Origin of the sequence: Gardnerella sp. DNF00983 (assembly GCF_049244265.1) — a bacterium.
GTDB lineage: Bacteria > Actinomycetota > Actinomycetes > Actinomycetales > Bifidobacteriaceae > Bifidobacterium > Bifidobacterium vaginale_J.
The window spans coordinates 140171-165883 of record NZ_CP058392.1; the positions used below are offsets into that span (position 1 = coordinate 140171).

Below are 25713 nucleotides of genomic sequence, written 5' to 3' on the forward strand. Positions count from 1 at the left end.
TTTACTTAGCTATTTACTTGGCTAGCTATTCACATATCTGTTTGTAAATTAGCTACAGTTTTGTTTATAAATAGCTACAGTTAATTTACTAGTTTCCTCCAGTTGTGTCATAGTTATTGTCGTAACTATGACCGCCAGAATTATTGTCGTAGCTGCCAACGCCGCCCGATGATGAATCGTCATGACCATACAGCTGGCTATCAAGGTCTAAAGTTTTATCTTTATCTTTGCCTTTATCCTTATCTTTATCTTTGTCCTTGTTTTTATCTTTATCTTCATCCTCGGTTTTTGCGTGCGTGAATGCACGTTGTTCGCCTAATCCCCATTTTCCATCAGGCCCGCCAATTTTGCCTGTGTCTTTTGCTTCAGGGAATTTAGTATTCGGGGTTCCTATCACCGCTTGGCGCATGTATCTTGTAAACAAGTGCACAGGGTAGTCGCTTCCTCCAAGATATCCGTGGAACGGTTTAATTACTTGTGGACTACCTTTTGCATCTGGATTCCATATAGCAAATGCGGTAACAATATTTGGCGTAAATCCTACAAAGCTACCAGCAGTTTCGTCGTTTGCTGTTCCAGACTTTCCTGCAATTTCTCTACCTACAGAGCGAGCTTCGGTTGCTGTACCATGTTGCACTACGCCAATCATTGCTTTTGTAGCTAAAGCGGCATCAGCTGGTGAGAATACTTGCTTTCCAGCCGTTGGTGCGCGGTAGAACTCTTTACCGTCAGGATTTTTTACGCTGGCAACAATATGCAAATCTGGGCGTCTTCCTTGGTTTGCAAATGTTGCATATGCGCGCGCGATTTCGCTTACATGTACAGAATCATTTCCAAGAACAGTAAACGGATTATTACCATTGACGCGGTCAGGGTTTAAACCTGCCATAACTGCAGTATTAGCAACTTTCTTAGCACCAAGTTTACTTTGCAAATCCATATACACTGTGTTCACAGAATTTGCAGTTGCACTGTATAAGTTAATTGTGCCGTAGCTCATGTTTGCAAAGTTTCCAACAGGCTTATCAATACCATCAAACTTGCGTGGAGAATTGCCATTGAACATTGTATCCAAGCTAGTGCCAGCCTGAATTGCTCCCATAAGCGCAAAAGGCTTCATAGTAGAGCCTGGCTCGTAAAGCGCTTGTGTAGCGTTATTAAGCTGTTTCTTTAGATAATCGTCTCCTGCGTAAACGGAAATGATTGAACCATCTTTTGCGTTTATTGAAATTCCGCCAACTTGCAGTCCTTCTGGCACAATTCCTCGTCCATCTTGAGAAGGACTTGCAACTTTGAACATTAAATCTTGCTTAGCTTTATCGATAGTAGTAATAATGCGATATCCGCCACTGTCAAGATCTTCCTGCGTAAAAGCACCATTCCTAGTTAACTCATCGCGAACCATATGCAATAAGTAACCTTGTTGACCTGCGTAAATGTTTTGAGTCGTCTGAGTAATAGTTTTAGGCATTTTTGCTTGCGCTGCTTGAGAAGCTGTAATGTAGCCATCTTCTTTCATAATGCGTAACACGCGCTTAAAACGAATGCCTGCTTCTTTTGGACCAATTGCAGGATCCCAGCTACTTGGTGCTGGAATAATACCTGCTAAAAGTGCAGCTTGTGAAAGTGACAAATCTTTTGCTTCTATACCGAAATATGCTTTAGCTGCAGCTTGAATTCCGTATGCTCCTCTACCCAAGTAAATAGTATTCATATAATTGCAAAGTACTGTATCTTTATCTTGAGTTTGTGCAATTTTCAAAGCTAAAATAGCTTCTTTTAGTTTTCCAAAATAAGTTTTTGTTTCACCGAGATAATATCTTTCCGCATATTGTTGCGTAATAGTGGAGCCGCCCCAACGCCCGTGCTTTGTAACGTTATGGAGTAGTGCGCGTCCAATTCCTTTAAAATCTATGCCGCCATCGTGGTAGAAGGAACGATTTTCTGAAGCAACTATTGCTTTACCAACATATTTAGGTAGTACTGAACAATTGATAATTTCGCGATTTTGCTCAGCAAAAGAACCTAATTCAGTTTTGCCGTCTGAATAGTACACTTTCGTCTTATCTGCCATAGCAACTTTGTCTGGTGCCGGTATGTCTGTAGTTGCATACAGATAAGCAAAAGCAATTGCGCCTAGCAAAATTGGCACAAAAATAACGATAAGTGCCCAAAAAATAATAGGGTGTCTGCCTCGCCAAGTTCTACGACGCCTTCTGCGTGTTGCTGCGCGAGAACGTTCGAATCTCGAATTGCGGCTGCTTTTGTTTGATTCAAAAGAATACGAATTTGTACGATATGATTCTTGTCCTCGTGGTGGGACAGGTGAAGGCATATTCGTATTTTTTTGTGATTGTGACGATATGCTTCGAGTAGCTTTCTCATGCGAAGTAGACGCTCGTCTTCCATCTTTACGTGCAACCATACATTCCACCGTAGCGTCCGGTGTTGAATTTTTCTACAAAACAGCATGTTTTTTGTTTAGAAAAGATTAAAAATATTTAATATTAGTACATATTTGTTAAAGCAATAGTATTATGAAATGTGTATGGTGCGGCATAATGTAATGTCGCTTATTTTTGCAGGGCAAGGAGTCTATATGAGCATCCGCGTTGCCATTGCCGGTGTCGGCAATTGTGCTTCGTCGCTGGTTCAGGGCGTTGAATATTACAAAAACGCTGATGACGGTGAGAAAATTCCAGGGTTGATGCACGCTGTATTTGGTCAGTATCGTGTGCGCGATATTGAGTTTGTTGCGGCGTTTGATGTTGATTCTCTAAAGGTTGGGCATGATTTAAGTGAAGCAATTGGCGCTTCACAAAATAACACAATTCGTTTTGCTGATGTACCAAATTTGGGTGTAGAAGTATTGCGTGGTCCAACTTATGACGGTCTCGGTGATTATTACCGTGAAATGATTGATGAGTCAGAAGCTGAACCTGTTGACGTTGCTCAAGTTTTGCGAGATAAGCACGTGGATGTGCTTGTTTCTTATCTTCCAGTAGGATCTGAGCAAGCTGATAAAGCTTATGCAACTGCTGCGATGGAAGCTGGATGCGCATTTGTAAACTGCTTGCCAGTCTTCATTGCTTCTGACCCTGAGTGGGCACAAAAGTTCCGTGATGCTGGAGTTCCTATTATTGGCGATGACATTAAAAGTCAGGTAGGTGCGACTATTACTCACCGCGTTATGGCTAGACTTTTTGAGGATCGTGGTGTGCGCTTGGATCGCACGTATCAGCTGAATGTTGGCGGAAACATGGACTTTATGAACATGCTTCAGCGTTCAAGACTTGAGTCTAAAAAGATTTCTAAGACTCGTGCCGTAACTTCAATCGTGCCTCATGAAATGGATGAGCATAATGTTCATATTGGTCCTTCGGATTACGTAGCTTGGTTGGATGATCGCAAGTTTGCTTTCGTACGTTTGGAAGGTACTACTTTTGGTGATGTTCCTTTGAATTTGGAGTACAAGCTTGAGGTTTGGGATTCTCCAAATTCTGCCGGAATTGTTATTGATGCTGTTCGAGCCGCAAAAATTGCTTTGGATCGCAAGCTTTCTGGTCCAATTTTGGCTCCAAGTTCGTACTTTATGAAGTCTCCTGCAGTTCAGCATGAAGATAGTGAAGCTCGCCAATTAGTTGAACGCTATATTGCTGGTGATGTTGAAGCTAACGAGTCTCAGCTTGATGAAGATACTGAATTTGCAAAAGAGCATGGCAAGAGCGTGTGGCGCGCATAATTTATTACTACTCGACATGTAGCGAAAATCGTGTAATATAGATAAAGCCTCCGTGTGGCACTAAGTCACCCAATCCCCCCAGGGCAGAAATGCAGCAAGGGTAAGTGGCCTCTGGTGGGTGCGCGGAGGTTTTATTATATGTAAAACTAGCGCGGTTGCAAATACTGTCGTAAAGTCTAAAGTATGAGTGAAGAATTTGCAGAAATTCAATCAAATAGCATTGACAATCAGCATGATGATTCTGCTGAGAAAAATGATGCGCTGTCAGTAGGCGAAACTTCGCAAGATATTAATCGCAACAATGAAGGTAATGCCTATTCGCATCCTTTGGATTCGATTAATACTATTACGCCATTTTCTCCAATCTCATCTGAGGATAATGACGAAAAAATATCGCCTTTATTCCCAGAAAATACTGAAGAGAAATCTTCTAAACAGTCTGCGAAACAGTCTGTGAAACAAACTAAACGTCAATCTGATTTGTCTGATTTGTCTGATCTTTCTGGTTCGTCTGATTTGTTTAATCTGTCTGGTTTGCAAGGCTCGTCCGATTTGTCGTATTCGACTAATCAGTTATCTTCTAAAGATTCTCAATCAGATGCAGATGATATTGATCAGCTTGATCCACTCGTAAAGCGTCCTCGAATATCTACCATATTGTGGTGTGTTGCTCTTGCAATTGTTTTCTTGGCTTCTGCTGCGTTCATATGGTTTATTAGTGTGCAAACAGTACTTGGTCAAAGCTATGAGGAAATGGTAATTGATGGATTTGGTTCTCATGGTATGCCATCTTGGCTTGCATTTTGCTTGCGACCTATAAGCGTTTCTATGGTTGTTATAGTTGCTGGCATAATAATTGCTCTTGTTTCACTCATAGTAGTTTGTATTCGTAAGCGTTGGTGGCTTCTTGGTCAATGCGCTGGAATTATTATTCTTTCGGCTGCTGCTGAACCATTGAAAAAAATTCTTCCTCGCCCAATGCTTATAAGTATTGAATATTTGGCTGCAAATTCAGCACCTTCAGGTCATACATTACTTATTACTGCATCATGTGCGTTGCTTATTTGTGCAGTTTCGCGTGTTTGGCGCGCATGGGCGTCGGTAGCTGCAGCTTTTATAAGCGTTCTTGTGGAACTTTCTTTGGTTGCAGCACATTGGCATAGAGTTTCTGACGTTCTTATGTCATTGCTTATCGTTGGTGCTGTAACGCTTATTATGCTCGCTTGCACTCGCAGTAGTGGAATGGATATGCCAGCTTATCGACGTTCCTCAATTAGCGTTCAAATTGTAGGAAGCTCTATGATTACGATTGGTGTGTTGGCGTGTTTGTATGCAATTTATTTAATATGGCAAATTCTTCCTGGTGTTGATATTTTTGCTCAATGGGCTGCAAGCACATCTTATGTAGCAACTTATTGGCTGATTATAGGTGTGTCTTTGCTTGTTTTTGGCGTAATTATGGTAATGCGTCACTCTACAGCTTCGCCGTTGAGTAGGCTTGGATTAGTAGGCGCTCCGCCGACGCCTCCATCTGCTTCTAAGTAATATTGTCTACTCTATCTGCTTTTATCCACCGAGGTGGAATGTAATAGACGTATAACTTAAGTTGCGATACAGTTAGCGTGAAACATATAGTTCGGATTATATGTTCGATTGTGTTAGGAAAGGAGCGAATATGGCAGCACAGAATAAGCTAGTCATTGTGGAGTCTCCCACGAAAGCGCGAAAAATTGGCGGGTATTTAGGCAATGGTTACACCGTCATGGCTTCAGTTGGGCATATTCGCGATCTCGCTCAGCCAAGCCAAGTTCCAGCCTCACGCAAAGCGGCGTTTGGCAAGTTTGGTGTAGATGTCGATCATGGTTTTGCGCCATATTACGTAGTTGGCTCAGATAAAAAGAAAACTGTTTCCGATTTAAAGTCTGCGCTCGCAAAAGCTGACGAATTATATCTGGCAACTGATGAGGATCGCGAAGGTGAAGCTATTGCGTGGCATTTGGTAGAAGCGCTGAAGCCAACTGTGCCAGTAAAGCGTATGGTGTTTCATGAGATTACTAAGGATGCAATTCAAGCCTCGCTTAGTAATACTCGAAATGTTGACGACAATATGGTTGACGCGCAAGAAACTCGTCGTGTGTTAGACCGTTTGTATGGATATGAGCTTTCTCCTGTTTTGTGGAGGAAAGTTGGTCCTGGTCTTTCTGCTGGACGCGTGCAGTCTGTTGCTACTAGGCTTATTGTTGAGCGCGAACGCGAGCGTATGGCGTTTACTAAGGCGTCTTACTGGGATATTAGCGCGGTTTTAAGTTCTAAAGGCTCAGATGGTGAAAGTGTTGATTTTGAAGCGCGCATGAGCGAGCTTTCTGGTCGTCGTTTGGCTGGTTCTAAAGATTTCAATTCAAAAGGTGAGTTGGTTTCTACAAAAGATGAATCACAAAAAGCTTTGCATGTTGATGCTGATTTTGCATCTAAGCTTTCTAAAGCTCTTGAAAATTCAGATTTTGTAGTTGACTCTATGGACACGAAGCCGTATCGTCGCCGTCCTTTGCCGCCTTTTACTACATCAACTTTGCAGCAAACTGCTGGAAACCGACTTTCAATGAGCTCTCGCCAAACTATGCGAGCTGCGCAATCTTTATACGAAAACGGCTATATCACTTACATGCGTACGGATTCGGTGACGCTTTCTAAAGAAGCTATCGAAGCTGCGCGTAGTGCCGCTCGTGCAGCGTTTGGCGACGAGTATGTTTCGCAATCTCCTAAGCAGTACGCAACTACGTCTGCAGGAGCGCAGGAAGCTCACGAATGTATCCGCCCTGCTGGAGCGCGTTTCTTAAGCCCGGATGAGCTTGCAGATAAATTACCTGCGGATCAACTGAAATTGTATACGCTTATTTGGCAACGAACACTTGCGTCACAAATGGCTGATGCTACAGGTTTTACTGCAACTGTTAAGTTAAATGCTTCTGCTGGAGAATATGGTGAAGCTTTGTTCCAAGCTTCTGGAACAGTAATTACTTTTGCTGGTTTTATGAAGGTTTTTGGCAATGCACATGCAACTGAAGGTGAAAGCGATAAGGCGCTTCCTCAAATGCAAGCTGGGGATGTTCTTGAAGCTAAAAGTGTTAGTGCGGATTCTCACGAAACTCAGCCTCCTGCAAGATATACCGAAGCTTCTTTAGTTAAAACGCTGGAAGCTAAGGAAATCGGTCGCCCTTCTACTTACGCAACTATTATTTCCACGATTATCGATCGCGGATACGTGTATGAGCGTGGACGTGCATTAATTCCTTCTTGGCTTGCTTTTGCTGTAATTAAGCTTTTGGAAGCGAATTTCCCGAAGTATGTTGATTACGCGTTTACTGCTGATATGGAAAATGGTTTGGACAGAATTGCGCACGGTGAAGAAACCGGTCGCGATTGGTTAACTAGATTCTATTTCGGTTCTGGTGAGGGTGCTGCTAATTCAGCTGATGAAGCTCATATTGGTTTGCAACAGCAGGTTGCAGAGCTTGGTGAAATCGATGCGCGTGAAATAAATACCATAGACATTGGTGATGGTTTGCATGTGCGTATTGGACGCTATGGTCCTTACTTGGAAGACATTAAGAATCTTGATGCTGAAGGCAACCCTCGTCACGCTTCTTTGCCAGAAACTTTAGCTCCAGATGAGTTAACTGTTGATGCTGCTCGAGAATTGCTTGAGAATAATGCTGAAGGTCCACGTGTGCTTGGAGTAGATCCAGAAACAGGTGGGAACGTAGAAGTGCGCAACGGTCGTTTCGGTCCGTACGTTGCACTGGTAGAAGAGCAGGATAATGCGGAAGATTCTAAATCTTCTAAGGCTTCTAAGTCTGCTAAAGCTCGTCCAAAAATGGCTTCTTTGTTTAAAACCATGGACCCAGCGACTTTGACTTTACAAGAAGCGTTGCAACTTTTGAATTTGCCACGTTTGGTTGGCGAGTATGAAGAAGTTGATGCAGAAGGCGTTGTGAAACTAGCTCGTATCGAAGCAAATAATGGTCGTTACGGTCCATATTTAACTAAAACATATTCTGCTGTAGATACTTCTGCTGGAGAAACTGTGGAATCTAAGCCGGATACGCGATCTCTTTCTAGTGAAGATGCTATTTTTACTGTTACTTTGCAAGAAGCGAAAGATTTATTTGCGCAACCAAAGTACGGTAAGCGTACTCGTGGTGCCGCCAAGCCGCCTCTTCGTGAGCTTGGTGCAGATCCTGAAACTGGAAAGCCAGTAGTGATTAAGGATGGTTTCTACGGAGCTTATATTACTGATGGCGAAACGAATCGCACTTTGCCAAAGCAGTATACGCCTGAATCGATTGATCCGCAGGATGCATTTGCACTTTTGGCGCAAAAGCGTGCCGCAGGTCCCGTAAAACGCAAAAAGCGCGCGACTAAGAGCACTGCAAAATCTTCTGAAAAGAAGTCTACAGCGAAAAAATCTACAGCAAAGAAAACTTCTACAAAGAAGACTACTGCGAAAAAATCTACCGCTAAAAAAGCATAGGAATGAAATCTAAAGATTAAATAGACCTTGCATATGGAGTCAAAAATATGGCATCTAAGAATGACGATTTTTCTGGTGGCTGCGCTTGCGGAGGAAACTGCGGCTGCAGCAGTGAGCAATCTTATGCAAATAAAGGTTTATTTATTTCTTTCGAGGGCATTGATGGCGTTGGCAAAACTACGCAAGTTGAGGCTCTTAAGGATTATTTGCAATCTTTGGGGCGAGAAGTTGTAGTGACGCGTGAGCCTGGCGGTACGCAGTTGGGTAAAACTTTGCGCGAAATACTCTTGCATGGCACGAGTGTATCTGCCAGAACGGAAGCTTTGCTTTTTGCTGCGGATCGTGCACAGCATGTTGCGCAAGTAATTCGCCCTGCACTTAGCCGCGGTGCAGTAGTAATAACGGATCGTTATATTGATTCTTCGCTTGCTTACCAAGCAGGCGGTCGCGAATTGACTATGGATGATGTGCGAACTTTAAGTGAGTGGGCAACAGATTCGCTGTGGCCCAATCGCACTTATTTGCTAGATATGCAGCCGGAAGATGCTTTTAAGCGTTTGCATCGTGAACAAGATCGCATGGAATCAGCTGGAATAGATTTCGCACGTCGCACTAGAGAAGCATTTTTAGATTTAGCGCAGGAGTTTGCAGATCGTTATCGCGTATTAGACGCAACGTTCTCAGCGAAATTATTATCTGAACTTATTGTGCAAGACGTACATAACTTAATTGAAGAAATTGAAACTAAATAAAGTGGCGAACTTTATAAAGTGAAGAAGTAAAGAAGCTATGCAGGGGGTGAAGCGATGAGTGTGTGGGATAGCGTTATTGGGCAAGAACAGGTAGTTTCGCGATTGCGAAAAATTGCTTGTGCGGATGCTAGCAAAATAGCGCAATCTTGGCTGATTTGCGGAGCTGCTGGCTTCGGTAGTGCGCAAGTTGCGCGCGCTTTCGCTGCAGCTCTAGAAAGTCCGGATCATGGAGAAGGCAGCGATGGAATTAGCGGCGAAGGTGAGCTTAGTAAAACTGCCAAAGAAGTTTTAGCAGGATCGCATCCTGATGTGCATACGCTTGCAACAAAAGGCGTAACTCTTAGTATTGACGATGTACGTGAGGCAATTGGGATTTCTGAGCAAATGCCTAGCACTGCTCCTTGGCGAATCATAATTATTGAAGATGTTGACAGAATGTTGGAACGTAGCACGAACGTTCTTCTTAAAGAGATTGAAGAGCCAAGCGAGCATACGATTTGGCTTTTATGCGCTTCAAGTGTTATGGATGTGCTTCCAACAATTCGTTCGCGTACGCAACTTGTGCAATTAGCTACTCCAAACGAGCAGTCTATAGCAGAATATCTTACTAAAAAAACGGATGCAGACAATAAGCTAGCAAATCGTGCAGCCAGGCTTTCTCAAGGAAATATAGCAACTGCTTTTATTTACGCAAGCGATGAGCGTGCTTTAAGTAGGCGAGATGAGCTTGTTGCAGGATTGCTTCGTATGCATGATGCTGCCGACGCAATTATGCTTGCTGCAATGCTTATTGACGATGCAAAAGCACAAGCGGAAGATGAGGTTCAGCGAAATGTTGAGGTTCAACAAAAAGAATTTCGCAGGATTAACGGATTGGGCGATGAGGATCGTATTCCGCCCAAATTGCGCGCACTCTACAATGCAATTGGGAAAAAGGATGACGTAAAACGTAAAGTAACTCGTGTAAGCCGTGACGTGTTATGCCGTTCTCTTGACGCAATCGATAGCGTGTATAGAGACGTTTTAGTTGTTATTAACGAAGCACAAAAGTCTTCGCCGATTATAAATCAGGAATACAAGTCTAGAATTGTCCAGTTGGCACAAAGCATGACAGCAAGTAGCGCATTGGATTGTGTTGACAGCATTGCTACTACTCGTCGTCGGCTTTCGAGAAATGGTAACGCAACTCTTGTTTTTGAAGCACTATTTTGCTCACTTTTGCAAAGTCAATAAAATACAAAAGTATCATATCCTCCACGGAAGTGACATATCGCTTGTGCCTATTCTTGGTGAATTTGTTGATTCGCGTCGCATGATTTCCGGTCTAAACTCCATATGTGCAGGTAACCAATGTTGCTCTGATTTGTTGACAGCGGTTAGGCGGATTGCTTCGCGTGCAATTTGCTGGTACGGAGGACGGATTGAAGAAAGCTTTGGTTCAGATATTTCTGCCTGTCTGCTATCTCCGTAACCTATTACGAGAACATCCTGCGGAACTTGCAAAGAAAGCTCATCTAAAGCTAGAAGTGCTCCAAGTGCGACAGCGTCATTTGCGCAAATAACAGCGTCTGGTTTGCGAGATTGCTTAGCAGTAGAATCAGAAAAAAGCCGCATTGTATCCTTGAATCCACGTTGATAAGTAAGTTCTCCAAAAGTTGTCCAATCTGGCTCAGAAAGTAAACTTAATCGGCTTGCAGCAGTCTGAAAATTGGCAAATAGGTTTGCGCTTTGTGTGGAGTCAACATTTCCACTTAAATAAGCAATATTATGGGCATCGTGATGCGAAAGATGTATTAAAGCAGCTTCCATCATTGATTCTTGATCCATGCCAACCCAATTGACGTGGAATGAAGTAGCAGTGCCACCAATTTGCACAATGGGAAGATTGTCAACGTAGTTTTCAAGTGTTTTTGTTAAATCACTATTGTTAGATGGCATGACAATAAGACTGTCAACATTATGACCGATAAGCTCTTCTATGCGTTCTTCTTGAGCTTCTGCGTCTTTTCCAGTTCCAACAAGAAGTATTTTATCTATTTCATGAGCTGCTTCATCCAATGCAGAAAGCATATTTACACTGAATGAATCATCTACGTTGCTTGTGCCTATTACTACGCCGATTGTATTAGTTGTGTCACTTCTTAATGCGCTTGCTGCATAATTTACTGAATAATTAAGCTGCTCTGCGGCTTTCCTTACGCGTTTTGCGATATCGTCATCTTTGGCTCGTCTACCAGAAAGTACACGAGATACTGTTGCAATTGAAACTTTTGCAAGAGCTGCTACATGAGTTATGGAGGCGTTTTGATTAGTTTGATTTGTCATATTTGCCCCCGAATAAGTGCGGTGCTGTAATTATTGGTAAACAGCACCGCAAATTGAATATTATTTATTTGTCAGTTTATGTACACTTATTTATTTATATTATTCGCCTTTCGTGACTACATCGACAAGATTGTTAGCTACATTTTCAGCGTCTTCACCATCAACGGTAATTGTGATTGAATCTCCTTTAGTAATACCCAATCCCATAATTGAAAGAATGCTATTCGCACTTACAGGGGTACCTTCGCCTTTCGCAATCGTTACAATGCAATTTGAGGACATCGCGGCTTGAGAAAATTCTGACGCTGGGCGAGCATGTATTCCAACTGGGTCTTCAATAGTAACAGTACGAGTTGCAATTGCCATTTTTTCTCCTTTGAATAATAATTAACAAATTCTGCTTTTATTTTTATTTTTCATATAAAAGCAAACCATATTTTTTCTTAAGGTTTTTTTGTTTGCTATTTTCAACATTAAGTGTAGCATAATTAATTGAAAAATACAGAAAACGTTTTCACTTGTTGTAACAACGTTTTTAATGGTGTATAGTTTCATTAGTAAGAAACGTTTACCTACAAGAAATGCTTATGCGGCGTTGCGGCCGTAATAAAGTTTCTAAACCTAAAGGAGGGTTTTAAGTATGGTAATCACTGGTGTTGGCATTGGGCGCTCGATGGCATATGGTGAAGTATTGTGTATGGCACCTGTTTTGCATGAGCCAGAGGATTCTCCTCGTGCTGTTAGTGTGTTGGCTGAGGATGCAAAAAAGGCTGTTAAAAATGCTTTAAATGAAGTAAATAAAGACCTAAGCCATCGTGCAAGTGAGGCTCTTGAAGCAAAGGATGAGGGGACTCGAAAAGCAGCACCAATTATGCAAGCTCTTGCACAGATGGCCATCGATCCAGCGTTAATAAGTGCAATTGAATCTGGTATTGATAAGGGGAAAACAGCTGAACGTGCCACTTGGGAAGGGTTCGCACAATTTGAAGACATGTTGCGTAATCTTGGTGGTTACATGGCTGAGCGTGCAGGAGATTTGCATGATGTTGGCCAGCGTGTTATTGCATCTTTGATTGGTGTTGAAGCTCCTGGTGTGCCGGAAAGTGATTCGCCTTTTGTGCTGGTTGCTAGGGATCTTTCACCTGCTGATACAGCTTCACTTGATTTAAGCAAGGTTCAGGCAATTGTCACTCTTGATGGTGGTCCTACAAGTCACACTGCTATTCTTGCTCGTGCTCGTGGGATTGTTGCTGTTGTTGGAGCGCACGATGCCTCTCAGCTGAAGAATCATCAAATTGTTGTAGTAGATGCCGTTAATGGTCATGTTATAAGCAGTCCTAGTGAAGAAGAAATCGCGCATGTTAAAGAGTCTCGTGAGCGTTTAAGCCGTGCTCGTGAATTGCGTGGATTGCCTGGAAGTACAAAAGATGGTCATTTGATTCCTCTTTTGGCAAATGTAGGAAAGCCCTCAGATGCCGTAACTGCTCATGAGTATGGAGCAGAAGGAGTAGGTCTATTCCGAACGGAATTTCTGTTTATTGGTAACGAGCAACCGCCTAGTATAGAAGAACAAACAGAATCTTATACAGAGTTACTATCTCAGTTTGAAGGCAAGAAAGTTGTTATTCGATTGCTTGATGCTGGAGCAGATAAACCGTTACCATTCTTGACTCCTGAAGATGAACCAAATCCTGCTCTCGGACTTCGAGGTTTGCGTACTCTAAGACAGCATATGGATGTTCTAGATGGTCAGCTGGAGGCATTATCTCGTGCTGATGCTGTGACGAATGCTGACTTATGGGTGATGGCTCCAATGGTTTCAGACGAACATGAAGCAGCATATTTTGTAAAACTTGGTAAATCTAAAGGTCTTAAAAAGGTTGGCATTATGGCAGAGGTGCCTTCTATCGCTCTTGTTGCCGAGGAGGTTGCTCAAGTTGCTGATTTTGTATCTATCGGAACGAATGATTTGACGCAATACACTCTTGCAGCAGATAGAACCCTTGGGTCTGTTTCTAATTATCAAACTGCTTGGCACCCTGCAGTGTTGCGTGCGATCAAAATGATTGCAGACGCTGGTAACGCACATGGTATGCCAGTCGGAGTGTGTGGAGAAGCTGCAGCAGACCCAGACTTAGCGGTTGTTCTTACAGGTCTCGGTATTAACTCGCTTTCTATGACGCCAGTTGCTTTGGACGATGTTCGAGCAGAACTTGCTCAAACTACATTTGATGAAGCTAAAGCTAAAGCTCATGAGGCTTTAGCTGGAAAGTTCTACCACTCAATCATGCAAGAATAAGCCAAGGGAGTAATTCAAAATATGATTGTTACGAAAAACATTAAAAATTCGATTACCAATCAGAAATAATCAAGAATAATTAACATGCTTAGAAAAGAGAAAATATGAGTGCTGATATTGATGAGCTTCTCCCGGATTCTGCAGTAAACCTTGATATTGCAGCGAAAGATTGGCGTGATGCTATTTGTCTTGCGGGCAATGCTTTGAAGGAGTCTGGCTTTACTACTGATGAATATACGGATCAGATGATTGAGACAGTTGAAAAAATGGGTCCGTATATTGTTATTGCCCCAGGCTTGGCTTTGGCGCATTCGCGCCCGTCGGAAGCAGTGTTAAAAAGTGGTTTGAGCTGGATTCGTTTAAGTACGCCTGTTAAATTTGGTAACACTGCCAACGATCCGGTCTCTTTAGTAATTGGTCTTGCAGGTCACGATGAAAATGAGCATATTGGCGTTATGTCCGCGGTTGCTGCAGCTTTGTCTAATCCTGTGAAGACTAGAGAACTTGCGCAAGCAAAAAACGCTAAAGAAATTCGCGCAATTCTTAAAAGTTAAATACTAAAGAATTAGTTAATTTTGCAAAATTAAAAAAATACAACTCAACGAAAGAGGTTATCTATGAATATTCTATGTGTATGCGGAAACGGCATTGGCACGTCTGTACTTTTAAAAATCAATGTTGAGGCTGCGGCAGCAGACTTAGGTCTTGATGTTACAGTTACTACTTCCGATGCTGGAAGTGCAAAAGGTACTGCCAATATGAATGATCTTGTGCTCACTTCTCCTCAGCTTGCTCCAGAGCTTGAGGGCACTACCACTCCTGTAGAAACAATTGAAAATTTCATGGATGTTGAAGAGGTAAAGGGTGTGCTTGAGCGTTACGCATAAATTATGTGTAACAAATAAACGTTTGATTATGCTGATTACGTGCTTACTGCTTTGGCATAGTCGTACTGTTATTTCATGCGCTATTCGCTTTTCTAAATAAAAAGAAGGAAATAAGATGAACATTGTAGTTCAGGTTTTAAATTTCATAAGTCAGCAGATTTTGAATGTGCCGGCTTATTTGATTGGTATTATTGCGGCAATCGGTCTTATCGCACTCAAGCGTAGTGCAGGACAAGTGATTGCAGGCGGCTTAAAAGCTGCTATGGGTTATCTCATTTTGGGTGCAGGTGCTGGCGTTGTTGTTGGCGCACTTGCTCCATTTGGTGACTTGGTTTTGAAGTCTACTGGTGCTCATGGTGTTGTACCTACAAATGAGGTTATTACTGCTCAGGCTGCAGGTCAGTACGGTGCTACTTCTGCATACATTATTGTGCTCAGCTTCGTTCTTATGCTTCTTGCTGCACGCTTTACTCCTTTGAAGTACATATTCTTGACTGGTCACCACATGGTGTTTATGTCTATGCTTTTGGCTCTAGTTCTTTCCGTTGGTTTTGGTGCAGGCAACCAGTTGCTTATTGTCATTGTCGGCTCTGTCATTATGGCAACGGTTATGGTTGTTCTGCCAGCTTTTGCGCAGCCTTTTATGAACCGTATTACTGGTAGCGATAAGCTCTCGATCGGTCACTTTAACTCTTTAAGCTACATTGTTTCTGGTGCTGTTGGTGCTGCTGTTGGTAAGAAGTCTAAGTCTACTGAAGATATCAACTTCCCTAAGGGTTTGAGCTTCTTGCGTGATTCAATGGTCTCCACGACTTTGTTGATGGTTGTGCTGTATTTGGTATTCGCAGTGTGGGCTTCAGTTGTGTTGCCAGTAAAGGAACTCTTCAAGATTTTCGCGTCTCACCCTACGGATTATAGTGCCTTCTACATGGCGGCTTTTGCTCAGGCTCTGCAATTTGGAATTGGTGTTAGTGTCATCCTTTATGGTGTTCGTATTATTTTAGGTGAATTGGTTCCTGCATTCCAGGGTATTGCTAACAAGGTCGTTCCAGGCGCTCGTCCAGCATTGGATATTCCAATCGTATTCCCATACGGTGCTAATGCTTCTCTTATTGGCTTCTTGTCTTCCTTCGTTGGAGGTCTTGTAGCTCTCGGACTTATTGCAATTTGGATGGGTCCAGCTTGGGGATTGGCATTGATTCTCCCAGGAATGGTGCCTCACTTCTTCGATGGTGGTGGTGCAGGCGTGTTTGGTAATGCAACCGGTGGTCGTCGTGGTGCTATTCTCGGTGGTTTTATTAACGGTTTAATTATTACATTCCTTCCAGCAGTATTGCTTACTGTTATGGGTTCCTTCGGCTTGGCAAACTCCACCTTCGGCGATGCTGACTTTGGTTGGATTGGTACTGTTGTGGGTAACTTCGCTCACCTCGGTGCCGGCGTTGGCGCTATAAGCTTGATTATTGTTGCTGTTATTCTGTTTGCCTTGGCTTGGGTATGGCAGGTTAAGGTTGTTAACACTGGCTGGCTTCCTGCAGTAAAGCATGCTGAGTTCATTGAAGAAATTAAGAAGCAAGAGCGTGCTGCTAAGAAAGCAGCTATGGCAGCTAAGGCTGCTGAAACTCATGAGGAGGCTGTTACAAAATAAATAGAGTACGGTAAAAAAATTACATTTTAGTTAATGCGCCCAGTTTAGATTTTTCTGGGCGCACGTTTTATATTGACCGTCAAATTATGCAGTTAGCGTTGTTTCTGTAGTGTTTTTTGCTTGAGCGCCACGATCCGCTTGAATAATTAGATTGCACAAACGTTGCGTTTATTTGTTACTCGCGCAGTTGATTAGTGTTGTGTAATGGTAGATACTTAAATTATGAATATTTCTACAGATTTCACTACCATTCCGGATGATTATTCTAAAGCTGCGCCGGAGCAGAATAAGATCAGTGGAGTGCCGGTAGTTTCTTTCCCGTTTTACGTTGATAATATGCCATCTTTCGTGCATTATTTGCATTGGCGTTTTGTTGACGACGACGCAATCCCAGTATGCGGTTTTGAGTGGATTCACTGGACTGCTGCAAACGTGCCTGTTGAAGCGTTAATGTTTGATTTTAACGATTCTCACGCTTTGCAAATACCGGAAGATTTTTCTCGCACAATGACTTCTATGATTCCGGAAGCTCTTCAAGGACGCAACTCGCAAGCAAGCAGATTTATTGGTTGCAATGATCCAGCAATTACTATGCGTTACAACGGCCCTCAGCCTCCTGATAAAGATCACGAATATATGTTTGAAGTTTTTGGCACAGAAAAGCCTTTGCCAAACCTTAAGCCGGGATTCTATATGAATGAATTGTTGCGCGAAGTGAGAAACGTAACTTCAGGTGTAGACGCTGGTGGCATGTTCCTTACTGGTAAAGCCTAAACGCAAGCGCTAGAGCAACCAATTATGGGAGCAGTTAACGCCTAAGCGTTAGAATCAAACAGTAATAAATATAAAAATAAAATATAAAATCTAAAAACAGGGGATGCAAATATGGCATGCACAACAATTCTTGTTGGTAGAAAAGCAAGTTACGACGGATCCACGCTTATTGCGCGTAACGAAGACTCAGCAAATGGCGAGTTTAATCCGAAGCGTTTAGTGGTAGTAAAGCCGGAAGATCAGCCTCGCGTTTATAAGTCTGTTCTTAGCCACGTAACAGTTGAGTTGCCGGATAATCCAATGCAATACACAAGCGTGCCAAATGCAGACTTGCGCGAAGGAATTTGGGGAGAAGCTGGCGTTAACGAAGCAAACGTGGCAATGAGCGCAACTGAAACGCTTACGTCCAACGAGCGCGTGTTAGGCGCAGATCCAATGGTGGAGCTTCAAAAAGCGCAAGGTAAGGAAGGCGACGCTGACTACAAGCCGGAAGTGCCGGGTGGAATTGGCGAAGAAGACTTCTTAACGCTTGTTTTGCCTTATATTCGTAGCGCTCGCGAAGGCGTTGAGCGTTTGGGTGCATTGCTTGAAAAGTACGGCACTTACGAGATGAACGGCGTTGCGTTTTCGGATGTGAACGAGATTTGGTGGTTCGAAACTGTTGGCGGTCATCATTGGATTGCTAAGCGCGTGCCAGATGAAGCTTATGTTGTTATGCCAAACCAGCTTGGAATTGACGAGTTTGATTTGGACGATGCTTTTGATGCTCAAGAAGAGCATATGTGCTCTGCTGATTTGCTTGAGTTTATTGAAGAAAATCACTTGGATTTGTCTGTGGAAAACGCTTCTCCTTTCAATCCGCGCGATGCTTTCGGCTCTCATTCGGATTCTGACCACGTCTACAACACTCCTCGCGCGTGGTTTATGGAGCGCTTCTTGAATCCTTATGACGAAGTGTGGGATGGTAAAGATGCTGACCATCGTCCGGACAGCAACGATATTCCTTGGGCTCGCCAGCCTGAGCGTAAGGTAACAATTGAAGACGTTAAATACGTTTTGAGCTCTCACTATCAGGGCACTGAGTATGATCCTTACGGCAAGCTTGGAGATGAGCATACTCGTCACATGTTGCGTCCAATCGGAATTAACCGTCAAAGCGAGCTTGCTGTAATGCAAATCCGCCCTTACATGCCGGAAGCAATGCGTGCAATTCAGTGGATTACTTACGGTTCTAATCCTTTCAATTCTTTGATCCCGTTCTATCCAAACGTAAATCGCACTCCAAAGTATTTGGAAGATACGACTACTCGCGTAACAAGTGAAAACTTCTATTGGGAGAATCGTATTATTGCAGCTCTTGCGGATGCCGCATTTAACGACACTGCAAACGCGATTGAGCGCTACCAGGAAGCTGTCGGTTCCCTTGGCCATGCAATGGTCAAGTCTACGGATGCTGCCGTGGCAGATATTCTTGGCGTTGATTTGGCTGATTACGAGCCAGAGCGTGAAGGTGATGAAGGCGAAGATTACGATGATTTAGTTCGCGATCCTGAAGCTATTATTGCAGAGCTTCGTAACGACAAAGTGCGCGAGGCTTTGGCAGAAGCGAATGACGATATGGCAGCAAAGTTGAAGAAAGAAACCGATTCTTTGCTTGACACAGTGCTGTACATCACTAGCATGCGTATGAAGAATGGTTTTAATCGTTCCGATCACTAAATTTAAATTTTATTAAAAATTAAGTGCCTTCCTAAGAAATGAACTTTTTATTTCATGCGGAAGGCATTTTTGTTATCTTTTGTTATTTTGCTATAGACGTTGCTAATAGCGCGTATAGATATTGCGTGTGGTGCCTATGCTACGAGCAAACAATCGTATAGTATGAATCATGTAATTAACATTATCCGCATGCATAGTTGTGCCAATATGCCTATGAAAGAGGGGTACATGAGCATTCTTGATTCATACACTACAACATTCGGTTTGGTTAAAAAAATTGATGCCTTTGGCTATTTGGATTATTTAAAGCAACATCCAGAGGAGCCTAGGAAGTGCGGTAAAGTTCTGCTTGTTACTGCTGATACTCCTTTAAAAGCTTCTCGCGGAGAAGGTAAAACAACTACAACTATTGCGTTAGTTGATGCATTGCGTGAGCGCGGTGTGGACGCAGCTGCAGTTCTTCGTCAGCCGAGCATGGGCATTACAGCCGCTGGTTCTAAAGGTGGCGCGAGTGGTGGCGGTAAGTCTTCGCTTTCTCACCCTGAACTAATTGACTGGGGTCTGTGTGGTGAAATGGCTGCTATTGCTTGCGCGCAGAATTTGCTTGTGTCGTTTGCGGAAAAAGCAGTCGACGAGGGTGTTATTGATACTATTTTAGTTCCTCGAGTTAGTGAAGTTCCTTCGCGATCTTTGCGAAGCATTGCTGTTGATTTTGGCAAGGGGACTGTTCCTGAGCGCGTTGTTTTGACGCCAACTTGCGAGCTCATGCAAATCGTAGTGTTGTCGCGCAGTATGGATGAGATTTCTCGTCGTGTTTCTTCAATGATTGCTGGCACAAAAGACGGTAAGCCTGTTAAGTTTGGTGAGTTTGTGGATTTGTGGCGAATCACCAATATTCTTGCCGATGCTGTAAAGCCTGCTAAAACTGAGACGATTAATGGTTCTCCAATCTACGTCCATTGTGGTCCGTTTGCGAACGTTTCGCTTGGTATTCCAAGCCTTGTAAGCGTTGAAATGGCTTGCGCTGAGCACGATATTGTAGTGGTAGAAGCAGGTTATGGCACGGATGCTGGTGCTCAAAAGTGGTTAGATATTGCTGCTCGCGAGTTTGGTGCAAAGTGGCCTGCTGCTGCAGTTGTAGTTACTCGCGCAACTACTTGGCGAGATGACGAAACTTTGGCTTGGCGTTACCCATTCCATGTTTCTCGTTTGGAATCTCTTAATATCCCTACATTCCCGTTGATTAATTTGTGGGAAGGCGAGGATGATCAAGTGCCTGAATTGTTGGAACAAGCTAAGTCTTTAGGATTCAGAAAGCCGATTGTTGGCAATTTATTCCGCGATGGTGGCGATGGTTTGGCAGATCAGCTTGACGATTTTGTGTCTGCAATAACTGATGATGTTGAAACGAAAGTTCCAGAAAGTCGCAGAGGTCAAGCGCTTTTGGACCGCGTTAACTTGCTGTGTGCAGAAGCTTACGGTGTTCCAACTGAACGTGTGATTGAAAAAGCTGGTTTTGAAGATTCGTTATCTGCAGCTGAGGATTTGTGCGCGAATGCTGGCGTTGATTTTAACAGTCTCGCGCTAGTTGCTGTTAAATCTCCTGCGACTATGACTGACGACGATCATAAGCCTGCTGAAGAGCGCACTGTGACATTGAAGAAAGTGGAAGTTCACGCTGGAGCTGGAGTTGTGCAAGTCAACTTGACTTCTTCGCTTACAACTCCTATGCCGAAAATCGTGTGATTGCTTTCTGCTGATTTTCGCTTCACTCACGCTAAAGCATGAATTGAAATGCGTGCTAGAGCGTGAGCTGAAACGCAAGTTAACGCACTACAGATTCGTTATATTTGTCTAGCGGGTGAGGCGTTTGTAACGTTTTTAGGCTGATTTTCGTTACATTTGCTTCATTTATGAGGCAAATGTAACGAATCTAAAACAAAGCACTAAGGCAGGTTGATTAGCACGCAAAAGTGCGATGCAACCAATCGCAAGCAAGCTTAACCCACTGCTGAACTTCTGGCTGCACAAATTCAGTAAGCACATTTCCGTTTTCGTCGCGTTTTGCTGTTTCTTTAACTGCCAAAGCTAAGCCGTGCGGTCCTTTAGGGAACAGGTGCGCTTCAACACTTACTCCAGCTTCAACGCAAGCGTTCACAAACATTATTGAATTTTCTACTGGAACTGTTTGATCAGTAATGGTTTGCCATACAAATACAGGTGGAGTTTTGCGGTCCACGTGATTTTCAAGCGAAAGTTTATTGACAAGTTCAGTTCGCTCTTCGTCGCTAACTTCTCCAAATAGACGATCGAACGTTGGCTTATGCGCATATTTTCCAGCAGAAATAACAGGATATGCGAGCATAAGAGCATTTGGACGCACGTCATCAGCAACATACCCGTTTGCTTCCTCAACTTCGTCGCTAACGCTAGTTGCAAGATTTGCAGCCACATGCCCTCCAGCGGAGAATCCAATAATTGCAACTTTTTGCGCATCTACGTGCCATTCTTTTGCGTTTTTGCGAATTAAGCTCATCGCTTCTGCGGCTTCTAAAAGCTGAGTTGGGTATGTGCTTGGAGTAAGCGAGTATCGCAACACAAAAGTGTGGAATCCTTCTGCAGCAAACTTCATAGCAACAGGTTCTGCTTCACGATTCGAGACGCGCAAGAAACCTCCGCCTGGCAAAATTAGAATTGCAGGACGGTTTTGCAAGCCTTCGCTATCTAAATTATCGTCTAAAATATATCCAATAAGCTGCGCATCGCTTCCATCTATACTTTTTATTTTCTGATTTATAATCTTCATAGTGTCTCTTTTCGTTTCGCTTATATTGCAATTACACTAAGCATAATTCTAATCAAATACCTCGCTTTGTAAGTGCGTTCTTTTATAAATTCGTGTAGAGTTTTAAGAAGTTTTATAAGGAGATTCAAGATGTGTAACGAAGAAGATAGTTTAGGTAAGGTTGTTTTAGCTGCTACGCCTATTGGGAATATGTCAGACGCTTCTGCACGATTAATTAATCTTCTTGAAACTGCTGATATTGTTGCTGCTGAAGACACGCGTAGGCTTTATGATTTAGCGAATCGCCTTGGCGTACATGTTTCTGGTAGCGTAATCGCATATCACGATCATAATGAGCGCAACAAGGCAGATGGTTTGCTAGACAAAGTTGAGAAAGGTAGCACTGTTCTTGTTGTTTCAGACGCAGGTATGCCTACAATTAACGACCCGGGTCTTGCTGTTGTTCGACGTGCAATAGAGCGCGATTTGCCTGTTACTTGCGCGCCTGGTCCTAGTGCAGTTTTAGATGCGCTTGCTCTTTCTGGATTGCCAACCGATCGCTTCTGTTATGAAGGCTTTTTGCCTCGTAAATCTGGTGAGCGTCAACAACATTTGCGCTCGCTTAAAGCCGAGCGACGAACAATAGTATTTTATGAGGCTCCACATCGTATTGCAGAAGCAATGGAAGACATATTGGCAGTACTTGGCTCTAATCGTCCAATGGCGTTATGTCGTGAACTTACAAAAGATTTTGAGGAAATTCGTCGTGGAACTGTGCAAAGTATTCATGATGGTGTTTTAGCGGATCCTCCTCGAGGTGAAATAGTTTTAGTTATCGGTGGTGCAAGTGACGAAGAAGTGCAGTCTGAAAGCACAGATTTAAGCATTGATGCTCTTGCAAAGCTTTCGCTTGAATGTGCAGAATCTGAAGGCTTGCGCATAAAAGAAGCCATTACGAAAGTAGTAAAAGAGCATCCGTTTGCTGACGGATCTTTTGCTAATCGTAAGCAAGTTTACGCATCTTGTCTTGAGCATAAACCTGATCAAAAGTAAGATTTTTGCTTTTTGTTACTATTTTTTGCTTTCTATTCATTGCTGTCATACGCAGAAAATAGCACTTCAAAACTGTAACGAACGTCAGGCCCGCCTTGTTGAGAAATATATTCTAAAATTTGCGCGTCTGCTGAAGGGTTTGCAATAATCCATTTGCGAAGTTCCGGTATTTTTTGCGCGATATACCATAGCACTTCCGTTTTTGTTGCAGGGTCGATAGCAACAGATGGCGTGAGTATTATAGGTGGTTTTGGAGGGCTGTTTGTTTTACTTGCATAAGAGTTCTTCATTTCCATGGTTTGTTTGCTTCTTTCGCAATGTTTCGTATCCAATTTCTTGCATGTATTGAGCCTGGGAAATATGGGTTTCTGTCAATAGTGCGTTTGCATTTTCGCAAGTCAATGCTGTATTTAGATATCAATAAGTGAGCAATATCTTTTCTATAAGGTTCGTACTCTTCGTTTTCGCTTGGAGTGTACGCTAAATCGCAAATTGTTCGTTCTGGCGTTGTTATTCTAATTTTTCCAAGTATCACGTATTCTTCATTGTTTAAGTGTCTTCGAAATGCGCGTATTGCATGGCCGTGCGGCTTTTTTCTTCTATGCCCGTAATCAATAACATCTATATTTTCAGGAAAATTGCCTCCTATCCAAACCCATGCTGCAGTAAATAAGCAGGCTATGCTTTCTGTAGGCATAAGATTGCTTACAATATTGCTTCTTCCTTGAGTGGAAGTAGCTGTTTTATTTGAATATCCTGCATTTAAATCAAGCCTATTGAATACGCCAATTTGAGAAAGTTTTTTCATGCACATTGGGCCCGGTAAATGGTTGTCGTCAAGTAATTCCGGGAATTGCGTTTGTGCTTCTTCGCAAATATCCAATAAATCGCGTATGTTTTGTTGTTTTTTCAATTTTCCTCAATCCTTTCTTTCTGCGTATTTATTTTTTAGCGCGACTATTTACAATGCGTATCGCGCATATTGTTGTTTTTCTAATGCATGTTTTTCTAACGCATATTTTCTAGCGAATGCTTTGTAATGCATGCTTTGTAGCGGATAAGTTTCGTGGTGCATAAGTTGAGGTTATGTTCATATTTGCTTCAATTCCAGGCTGCTTTTATAACTTGTGGATATGTGGATGAACTCGTATGAGGCTTGTTATTCAGCGTGTTTTTCTTGTATATTTGGGATTCGTTTTGCAATGTTCTTATCTACTGTCCGCGTTGAACAAGATAATAATTGTCTATGAGTCATATTTTGGTGAATGTTGCTTGGCCGTATGCTAACGGCCCTCGTCATATTGGTCACGTCGCAGGCTTCGGGGTTCCGTCAGACGTGTATGCGCGTTACGAGCGCATGAAAGGCAATGACGTATTAATGGTGTCTGGCACGGATGAGCACGGCACACCTATTTTGGTTGAAGCAGATAAGGAAGGCGTTTCTGCGCAAGAGCTTGCTAATCGTTATAATCGCGTGATTACTAAGGATTTGTGCGATTTAGGTTTGAGCTACGATTTATTCACGCGTACTACCACTGCAAATCATGAGCATGTTGTGCAAGAAATGTTCCGTCAATGCTTAAAGAACGGCTATATTTACAAGGGCACTCAGAAGGTTGCTATTTCTCCTTCAACTGGTCGTACTTTGCCAGATCGCTATATTGAAGGCACATGTCCATTGTGTGGCGCAGATGGTGCTCGTGGCGATCAATGTGATGCTTGTGGAAATGAGCTTGATCCGGATGAGCTTATTAACCCAGTTTCTAAAATTAATGGCGAAACTCCACGCTTTGAAGAAACTGAGCATTATTTCCTAGACCTGCCTGCTTTGGCTGAAGCGAATGTTAACTGGCTTCATTCTCGCGAAGGTTGGCGCACGAATGTTATTAATTTCTCGCTTGGATTATTTAATGAAGTAAAGCCGCGAGCTATTACGCGCGATATTGATTGGGGCATTCCTGTTCCTGTTGAAGGATGGATTGATAATCCAAATAAACGTTTATATGTTTGGTTTGATGCTGTTATTGGTTACTTGTCTGCATCTATTGAATGGGCTCGTCGTCAAGGTAAGCCGGATGCATGGCGTGATTGGTGGTGTGATCCTAAGGCTCCTGGCTACTACTTTATGGGCAAAGATAACATCACTTTCCATTCTCAGATTTGGCCTTCAGAAATGCTTGCTTACAATGGTGCCGGTTCTAAAGGTGGCGAATCTGGTGTTTATGGCCCGTTGAATATGCCTGAACAGGTTGTTGCTTCTGAGTTCATGACTATGGAAGGCAAGAAGTTCAGTTCTTCACGCGGAATTGTGATTTATGTGAAGGATATTTTGGCTCGTTACCCTGTGGATGCTGTGCGTTACTACATTTCTATTGCGGGTCCAGAAAATTCTGATGCAGATTTTACTTGGGCTGAGTTTGTGCGTCACAATAACGAAGAGCTTGCTGCAAGTTGGGGTAATCTTGTCAACCGTGTTGCAAATCTTATTAATAAGAACTTTGGCGCAATTCCTCCTCTTGATGAAGATTCTATGACTTCAATGGATCGCGCTCTTCTCGATCAAACTTCTGATGCTTTTGCTTTGGTTGGTAGTTTGATTGAGCGCCATCGTCAGAAGAATGCTCTTGCTGAAGCAATGCGAGTAGTTGCGGATATTAATAAATATATTTCCGCAACTGAGCCTTGGAAGATTAAAGATGATGAGGCGCGCCTTGGTACTGTGTTGCATGTTGCAGCTCAAGCTGTTTCGGATGCCAATCATCTTCTTGCGCCGTTCTTGCCTCATGCAGCTCAAAAAGTTTGGGAAGCGCTTGGTGGAACTGGCGTATTCTCGCCTCTGCCTCATATTGAAGAAGTTGAAGATTTGGATAATCCAGACTTTAAGTATCCGATTATTACGGGCGATTATCGCTTGGGAGAAACTGTTCATCCTTGGGAGAGTGAGGAGTTGGTAGCAGGTACTCCTGTGCCTAAGCCAAGTCCTATTTTTGCCAAGATTCCAAAAGAAGCAGTTGAGGAGGAGCTTGAGCGTTTCGCATCTGCTTTATCTGAGCGTCAGCGTGTCGAGGCAGAAAGACTCGCTGCTGCAAAAAAATCTTTGGAAAATAGTGGGGAATAGGTTGAAATTTTCAATAAATAAATTGTAAAATTAGAAAACCTAGCGAACGTTTCTCTAAAAGAAAATATTTTAAGGAAATT

Annotated in this window: 20 protein-coding genes and 1 other RNA gene; 15 read left to right on the forward strand and 6 right to left on the reverse strand. The window is 42.9% G+C overall.

Annotation, left to right across the window (positions count from 1 at the left end; translation table 11 throughout):
• Nucleotides 1–88: 88 nt before the first annotated feature.
• Nucleotides 89–2425, reverse strand: coding sequence for a transglycosylase domain-containing protein (locus tag HXT34_RS00555; protein WP_421784939.1), 2337 nt, complete (start codon nucleotides 2423–2425; stop codon nucleotides 89–91).
• 174 nt (nucleotides 2426–2599) lie between these two features.
• Between HXT34_RS00555 and HXT34_RS00560 the strand changes: the two genes are divergently transcribed.
• The 6 genes from HXT34_RS00560 to HXT34_RS00585 all read left to right on the forward strand — a co-directional run bounded on the left by HXT34_RS00560 (nucleotide 2600) and on the right by HXT34_RS00585 (nucleotide 10258).
• Nucleotides 2600–3742 (forward strand): inositol-3-phosphate synthase, encoded by a 1143-nt coding sequence (locus HXT34_RS00560; RefSeq protein ID WP_119527554.1) that lies wholly within the window; start codon nucleotides 2600–2602, stop codon nucleotides 3740–3742.
• 41 nt (nucleotides 3743–3783) lie between these two features.
• Nucleotides 3784–3880, forward strand: an RNA gene (gene ffs, locus HXT34_RS00565) — signal recognition particle sRNA small type.
• Between the two features lie 45 nt (nucleotides 3881–3925).
• On the forward strand, nucleotides 3926–5287 hold the full coding sequence (locus tag HXT34_RS00570; RefSeq protein ID WP_421784942.1) for a phosphatase PAP2 family protein: 1362 nt from the start codon (nucleotides 3926–3928) through the stop codon (nucleotides 5285–5287).
• A gap of 130 nt (nucleotides 5288–5417) precedes the next feature.
• Nucleotides 5418–8273, forward strand: coding sequence for a type I DNA topoisomerase (topA, locus tag HXT34_RS00575; RefSeq protein WP_421784944.1), 2856 nt, complete (start codon nucleotides 5418–5420; stop codon nucleotides 8271–8273).
• Nucleotides 8274–8320: 47 nt separating this feature from the next.
• Nucleotides 8321–9025 carry a dTMP kinase gene (tmk, locus tag HXT34_RS00580; RefSeq protein ID WP_421784946.1) on the forward strand — a complete coding sequence of 235 codons (705 nt, stop codon included), beginning with the start codon at nucleotides 8321–8323 and terminating at the stop codon, nucleotides 9023–9025.
• Between the two features lie 54 nt (nucleotides 9026–9079).
• Nucleotides 9080–10258, forward strand: a complete 1179-nt coding sequence (locus HXT34_RS00585) for a DNA polymerase III subunit delta' (RefSeq protein WP_421784948.1) — start codon at nucleotides 9080–9082, stop codon at nucleotides 10256–10258.
• 12 nt (nucleotides 10259–10270) lie between these two features.
• Here HXT34_RS00585 and HXT34_RS00590 read toward each other — a convergent pair whose 3' ends face one another.
• Both HXT34_RS00590 and HXT34_RS00595 read right to left on the reverse strand, forming a co-directional pair.
• Nucleotides 10271–11350 carry a LacI family DNA-binding transcriptional regulator gene (locus HXT34_RS00590; RefSeq protein WP_004108041.1) on the reverse strand — a complete coding sequence of 360 codons (1080 nt, stop codon included), beginning with the start codon at nucleotides 11348–11350 and terminating at the stop codon, nucleotides 10271–10273.
• 99 nt (nucleotides 11351–11449) lie between these two features.
• Nucleotides 11450–11716 (reverse strand): HPr family phosphocarrier protein, encoded by a 267-nt coding sequence (locus tag HXT34_RS00595; protein WP_004108039.1) that lies wholly within the window; start codon nucleotides 11714–11716, stop codon nucleotides 11450–11452.
• A 274-nt stretch (nucleotides 11717–11990) separates the two neighbouring features.
• Here HXT34_RS00595 and ptsP point away from each other — a divergent pair, with 274 nt between their 5' ends.
• The 7 genes from ptsP (at nucleotide 11991) to HXT34_RS00630 (ending at nucleotide 20423) form a co-directional block, all read left to right on the forward strand.
• Nucleotides 11991–13649 carry a phosphoenolpyruvate--protein phosphotransferase gene (ptsP, locus tag HXT34_RS00600; RefSeq protein ID WP_421784950.1) on the forward strand — a complete coding sequence of 553 codons (1659 nt, stop codon included), beginning with the start codon at nucleotides 11991–11993 and terminating at the stop codon, nucleotides 13647–13649.
• Nucleotides 13650–13753: 104 nt separating this feature from the next.
• Nucleotides 13754–14203 carry a PTS sugar transporter subunit IIA gene (locus tag HXT34_RS00605; protein WP_004108034.1) on the forward strand — a complete coding sequence of 150 codons (450 nt, stop codon included), beginning with the start codon at nucleotides 13754–13756 and terminating at the stop codon, nucleotides 14201–14203.
• A 63-nt stretch (nucleotides 14204–14266) separates the two neighbouring features.
• Complete coding sequence (locus HXT34_RS00610) at nucleotides 14267–14536, forward strand: PTS sugar transporter subunit IIB (protein WP_004104746.1); 270 nt, start codon at nucleotides 14267–14269, stop codon at nucleotides 14534–14536.
• A gap of 115 nt (nucleotides 14537–14651) precedes the next feature.
• Nucleotides 14652–16184 carry a PTS ascorbate transporter subunit IIC gene (locus HXT34_RS00615; protein ID WP_391496046.1) on the forward strand — a complete coding sequence of 511 codons (1533 nt, stop codon included), beginning with the start codon at nucleotides 14652–14654 and terminating at the stop codon, nucleotides 16182–16184.
• A gap of 222 nt (nucleotides 16185–16406) precedes the next feature.
• The gene (locus tag HXT34_RS00620) at nucleotides 16407–16958 is read left to right on the forward strand and encodes a YbhB/YbcL family Raf kinase inhibitor-like protein (protein ID WP_101886199.1); all 552 of its coding nucleotides are present in this window, start codon (nucleotides 16407–16409) and stop codon (nucleotides 16956–16958) included.
• 111 nt (nucleotides 16959–17069) lie between these two features.
• Nucleotides 17070–18677: a C69 family dipeptidase gene (locus HXT34_RS00625; protein ID WP_421784953.1), complete on the forward strand. Its 1608-nt coding sequence runs from the start codon at nucleotides 17070–17072 to the stop codon at nucleotides 18675–18677.
• A gap of 228 nt (nucleotides 18678–18905) precedes the next feature.
• Nucleotides 18906–20423 (forward strand): formate--tetrahydrofolate ligase, encoded by a 1518-nt coding sequence (locus HXT34_RS00630; RefSeq protein WP_421785392.1) that lies wholly within the window; start codon nucleotides 18906–18908, stop codon nucleotides 20421–20423.
• Nucleotides 20424–20637: 214 nt separating this feature from the next.
• On the opposite strand, the gene HXT34_RS00635 is transcribed toward HXT34_RS00630, so the two are convergent.
• Entirely contained in the window at nucleotides 20638–21483 is an 846-nt protein-coding gene (locus HXT34_RS00635; RefSeq protein ID WP_421784955.1) for an alpha/beta hydrolase, read from the reverse strand.
• A 129-nt stretch (nucleotides 21484–21612) separates the two neighbouring features.
• Here HXT34_RS00635 and rsmI point away from each other — a divergent pair, with 129 nt between their 5' ends.
• Nucleotides 21613–22515 (forward strand): 16S rRNA (cytidine(1402)-2'-O)-methyltransferase, encoded by a 903-nt coding sequence (gene rsmI, locus HXT34_RS00640; RefSeq protein WP_415683098.1) that lies wholly within the window; start codon nucleotides 21613–21615, stop codon nucleotides 22513–22515.
• A gap of 32 nt (nucleotides 22516–22547) precedes the next feature.
• Here rsmI and HXT34_RS00645 read toward each other — a convergent pair whose 3' ends face one another.
• Together HXT34_RS00645 and HXT34_RS00650 are read right to left on the reverse strand one after the other, a co-directional pair.
• Nucleotides 22548–22811 carry a hypothetical protein gene (locus HXT34_RS00645; protein ID WP_421784957.1) on the reverse strand — a complete coding sequence of 88 codons (264 nt, stop codon included), beginning with the start codon at nucleotides 22809–22811 and terminating at the stop codon, nucleotides 22548–22550.
• Nucleotides 22802–23428: a hypothetical protein gene (locus HXT34_RS00650; protein ID WP_415687685.1), complete on the reverse strand. Its 627-nt coding sequence runs from the start codon at nucleotides 23426–23428 to the stop codon at nucleotides 22802–22804. Before HXT34_RS00650 ends, HXT34_RS00645 begins: the two co-directional genes overlap by 10 nt.
• Before the next feature lie 333 nt (nucleotides 23429–23761).
• Between HXT34_RS00650 and metG the strand changes: the two genes are divergently transcribed.
• Nucleotides 23762–25633: a methionine--tRNA ligase gene (gene metG, locus HXT34_RS00655; protein ID WP_415683096.1), complete on the forward strand. Its 1872-nt coding sequence runs from the start codon at nucleotides 23762–23764 to the stop codon at nucleotides 25631–25633.
• The last annotated feature ends 80 nt before the right edge of the window (nucleotides 25634–25713 follow it).

Excerpts from the sequence above, each read along its gene's own strand:
- HXT34_RS00610 (WP_004104746.1), top strand. The coding sequence starts at position 14,267 with ATGAATATTCTATGTGTATGCGGAAACGGCATTGGCACGTCTGTACTT.
- topA (WP_421784944.1), top strand. The coding sequence starts at position 5,418 with ATGGCAGCACAGAATAAGCTAGTCATTGTGGAGTCTCCCACGAAAGCG.
- metG (WP_415683096.1), top strand. The coding sequence starts at position 23,762 with ATGAGTCATATTTTGGTGAATGTTGCTTGGCCGTATGCTAACGGCCCT.
- HXT34_RS00605 (WP_004108034.1), top strand. The coding sequence starts at position 13,754 with ATGAGTGCTGATATTGATGAGCTTCTCCCGGATTCTGCAGTAAACCTT.
- rsmI (WP_415683098.1), top strand. The coding sequence starts at position 21,613 with ATGTGTAACGAAGAAGATAGTTTAGGTAAGGTTGTTTTAGCTGCTACG.
- ptsP (WP_421784950.1), top strand. The coding sequence starts at position 11,991 with ATGGTAATCACTGGTGTTGGCATTGGGCGCTCGATGGCATATGGTGAA.
- tmk (WP_421784946.1), top strand. The coding sequence starts at position 8,321 with ATGGCATCTAAGAATGACGATTTTTCTGGTGGCTGCGCTTGCGGAGGA.
- HXT34_RS00560 (WP_119527554.1), top strand. The coding sequence starts at position 2,600 with ATGAGCATCCGCGTTGCCATTGCCGGTGTCGGCAATTGTGCTTCGTCG.
- HXT34_RS00555 (WP_421784939.1), bottom strand. The coding sequence starts at position 2,425 with ATGGTTGCACGTAAAGATGGAAGACGAGCGTCTACTTCGCATGAGAAA.
- HXT34_RS00570 (WP_421784942.1), top strand. The coding sequence starts at position 3,926 with ATGAGTGAAGAATTTGCAGAAATTCAATCAAATAGCATTGACAATCAG.
- HXT34_RS00595 (WP_004108039.1), bottom strand. The coding sequence starts at position 11,716 with ATGGCAATTGCAACTCGTACTGTTACTATTGAAGACCCAGTTGGAATA.
- HXT34_RS00620 (WP_101886199.1), top strand. The coding sequence starts at position 16,407 with ATGAATATTTCTACAGATTTCACTACCATTCCGGATGATTATTCTAAA.
- HXT34_RS00645 (WP_421784957.1), bottom strand. The coding sequence starts at position 22,811 with ATGGAAATGAAGAACTCTTATGCAAGTAAAACAAACAGCCCTCCAAAA.
- HXT34_RS00630 (WP_421785392.1), top strand. The coding sequence starts at position 18,906 with ATGAGCATTCTTGATTCATACACTACAACATTCGGTTTGGTTAAAAAA.
- HXT34_RS00615 (WP_391496046.1), top strand. The coding sequence starts at position 14,652 with ATGAACATTGTAGTTCAGGTTTTAAATTTCATAAGTCAGCAGATTTTG.
- HXT34_RS00625 (WP_421784953.1), top strand. The coding sequence starts at position 17,070 with ATGGCATGCACAACAATTCTTGTTGGTAGAAAAGCAAGTTACGACGGA.
- HXT34_RS00590 (WP_004108041.1), bottom strand. The coding sequence starts at position 11,350 with ATGACAAATCAAACTAATCAAAACGCCTCCATAACTCATGTAGCAGCT.
- HXT34_RS00585 (WP_421784948.1), top strand. The coding sequence starts at position 9,080 with ATGAGTGTGTGGGATAGCGTTATTGGGCAAGAACAGGTAGTTTCGCGA.
- HXT34_RS00635 (WP_421784955.1), bottom strand. The coding sequence starts at position 21,483 with ATGAAGATTATAAATCAGAAAATAAAAAGTATAGATGGAAGCGATGCG.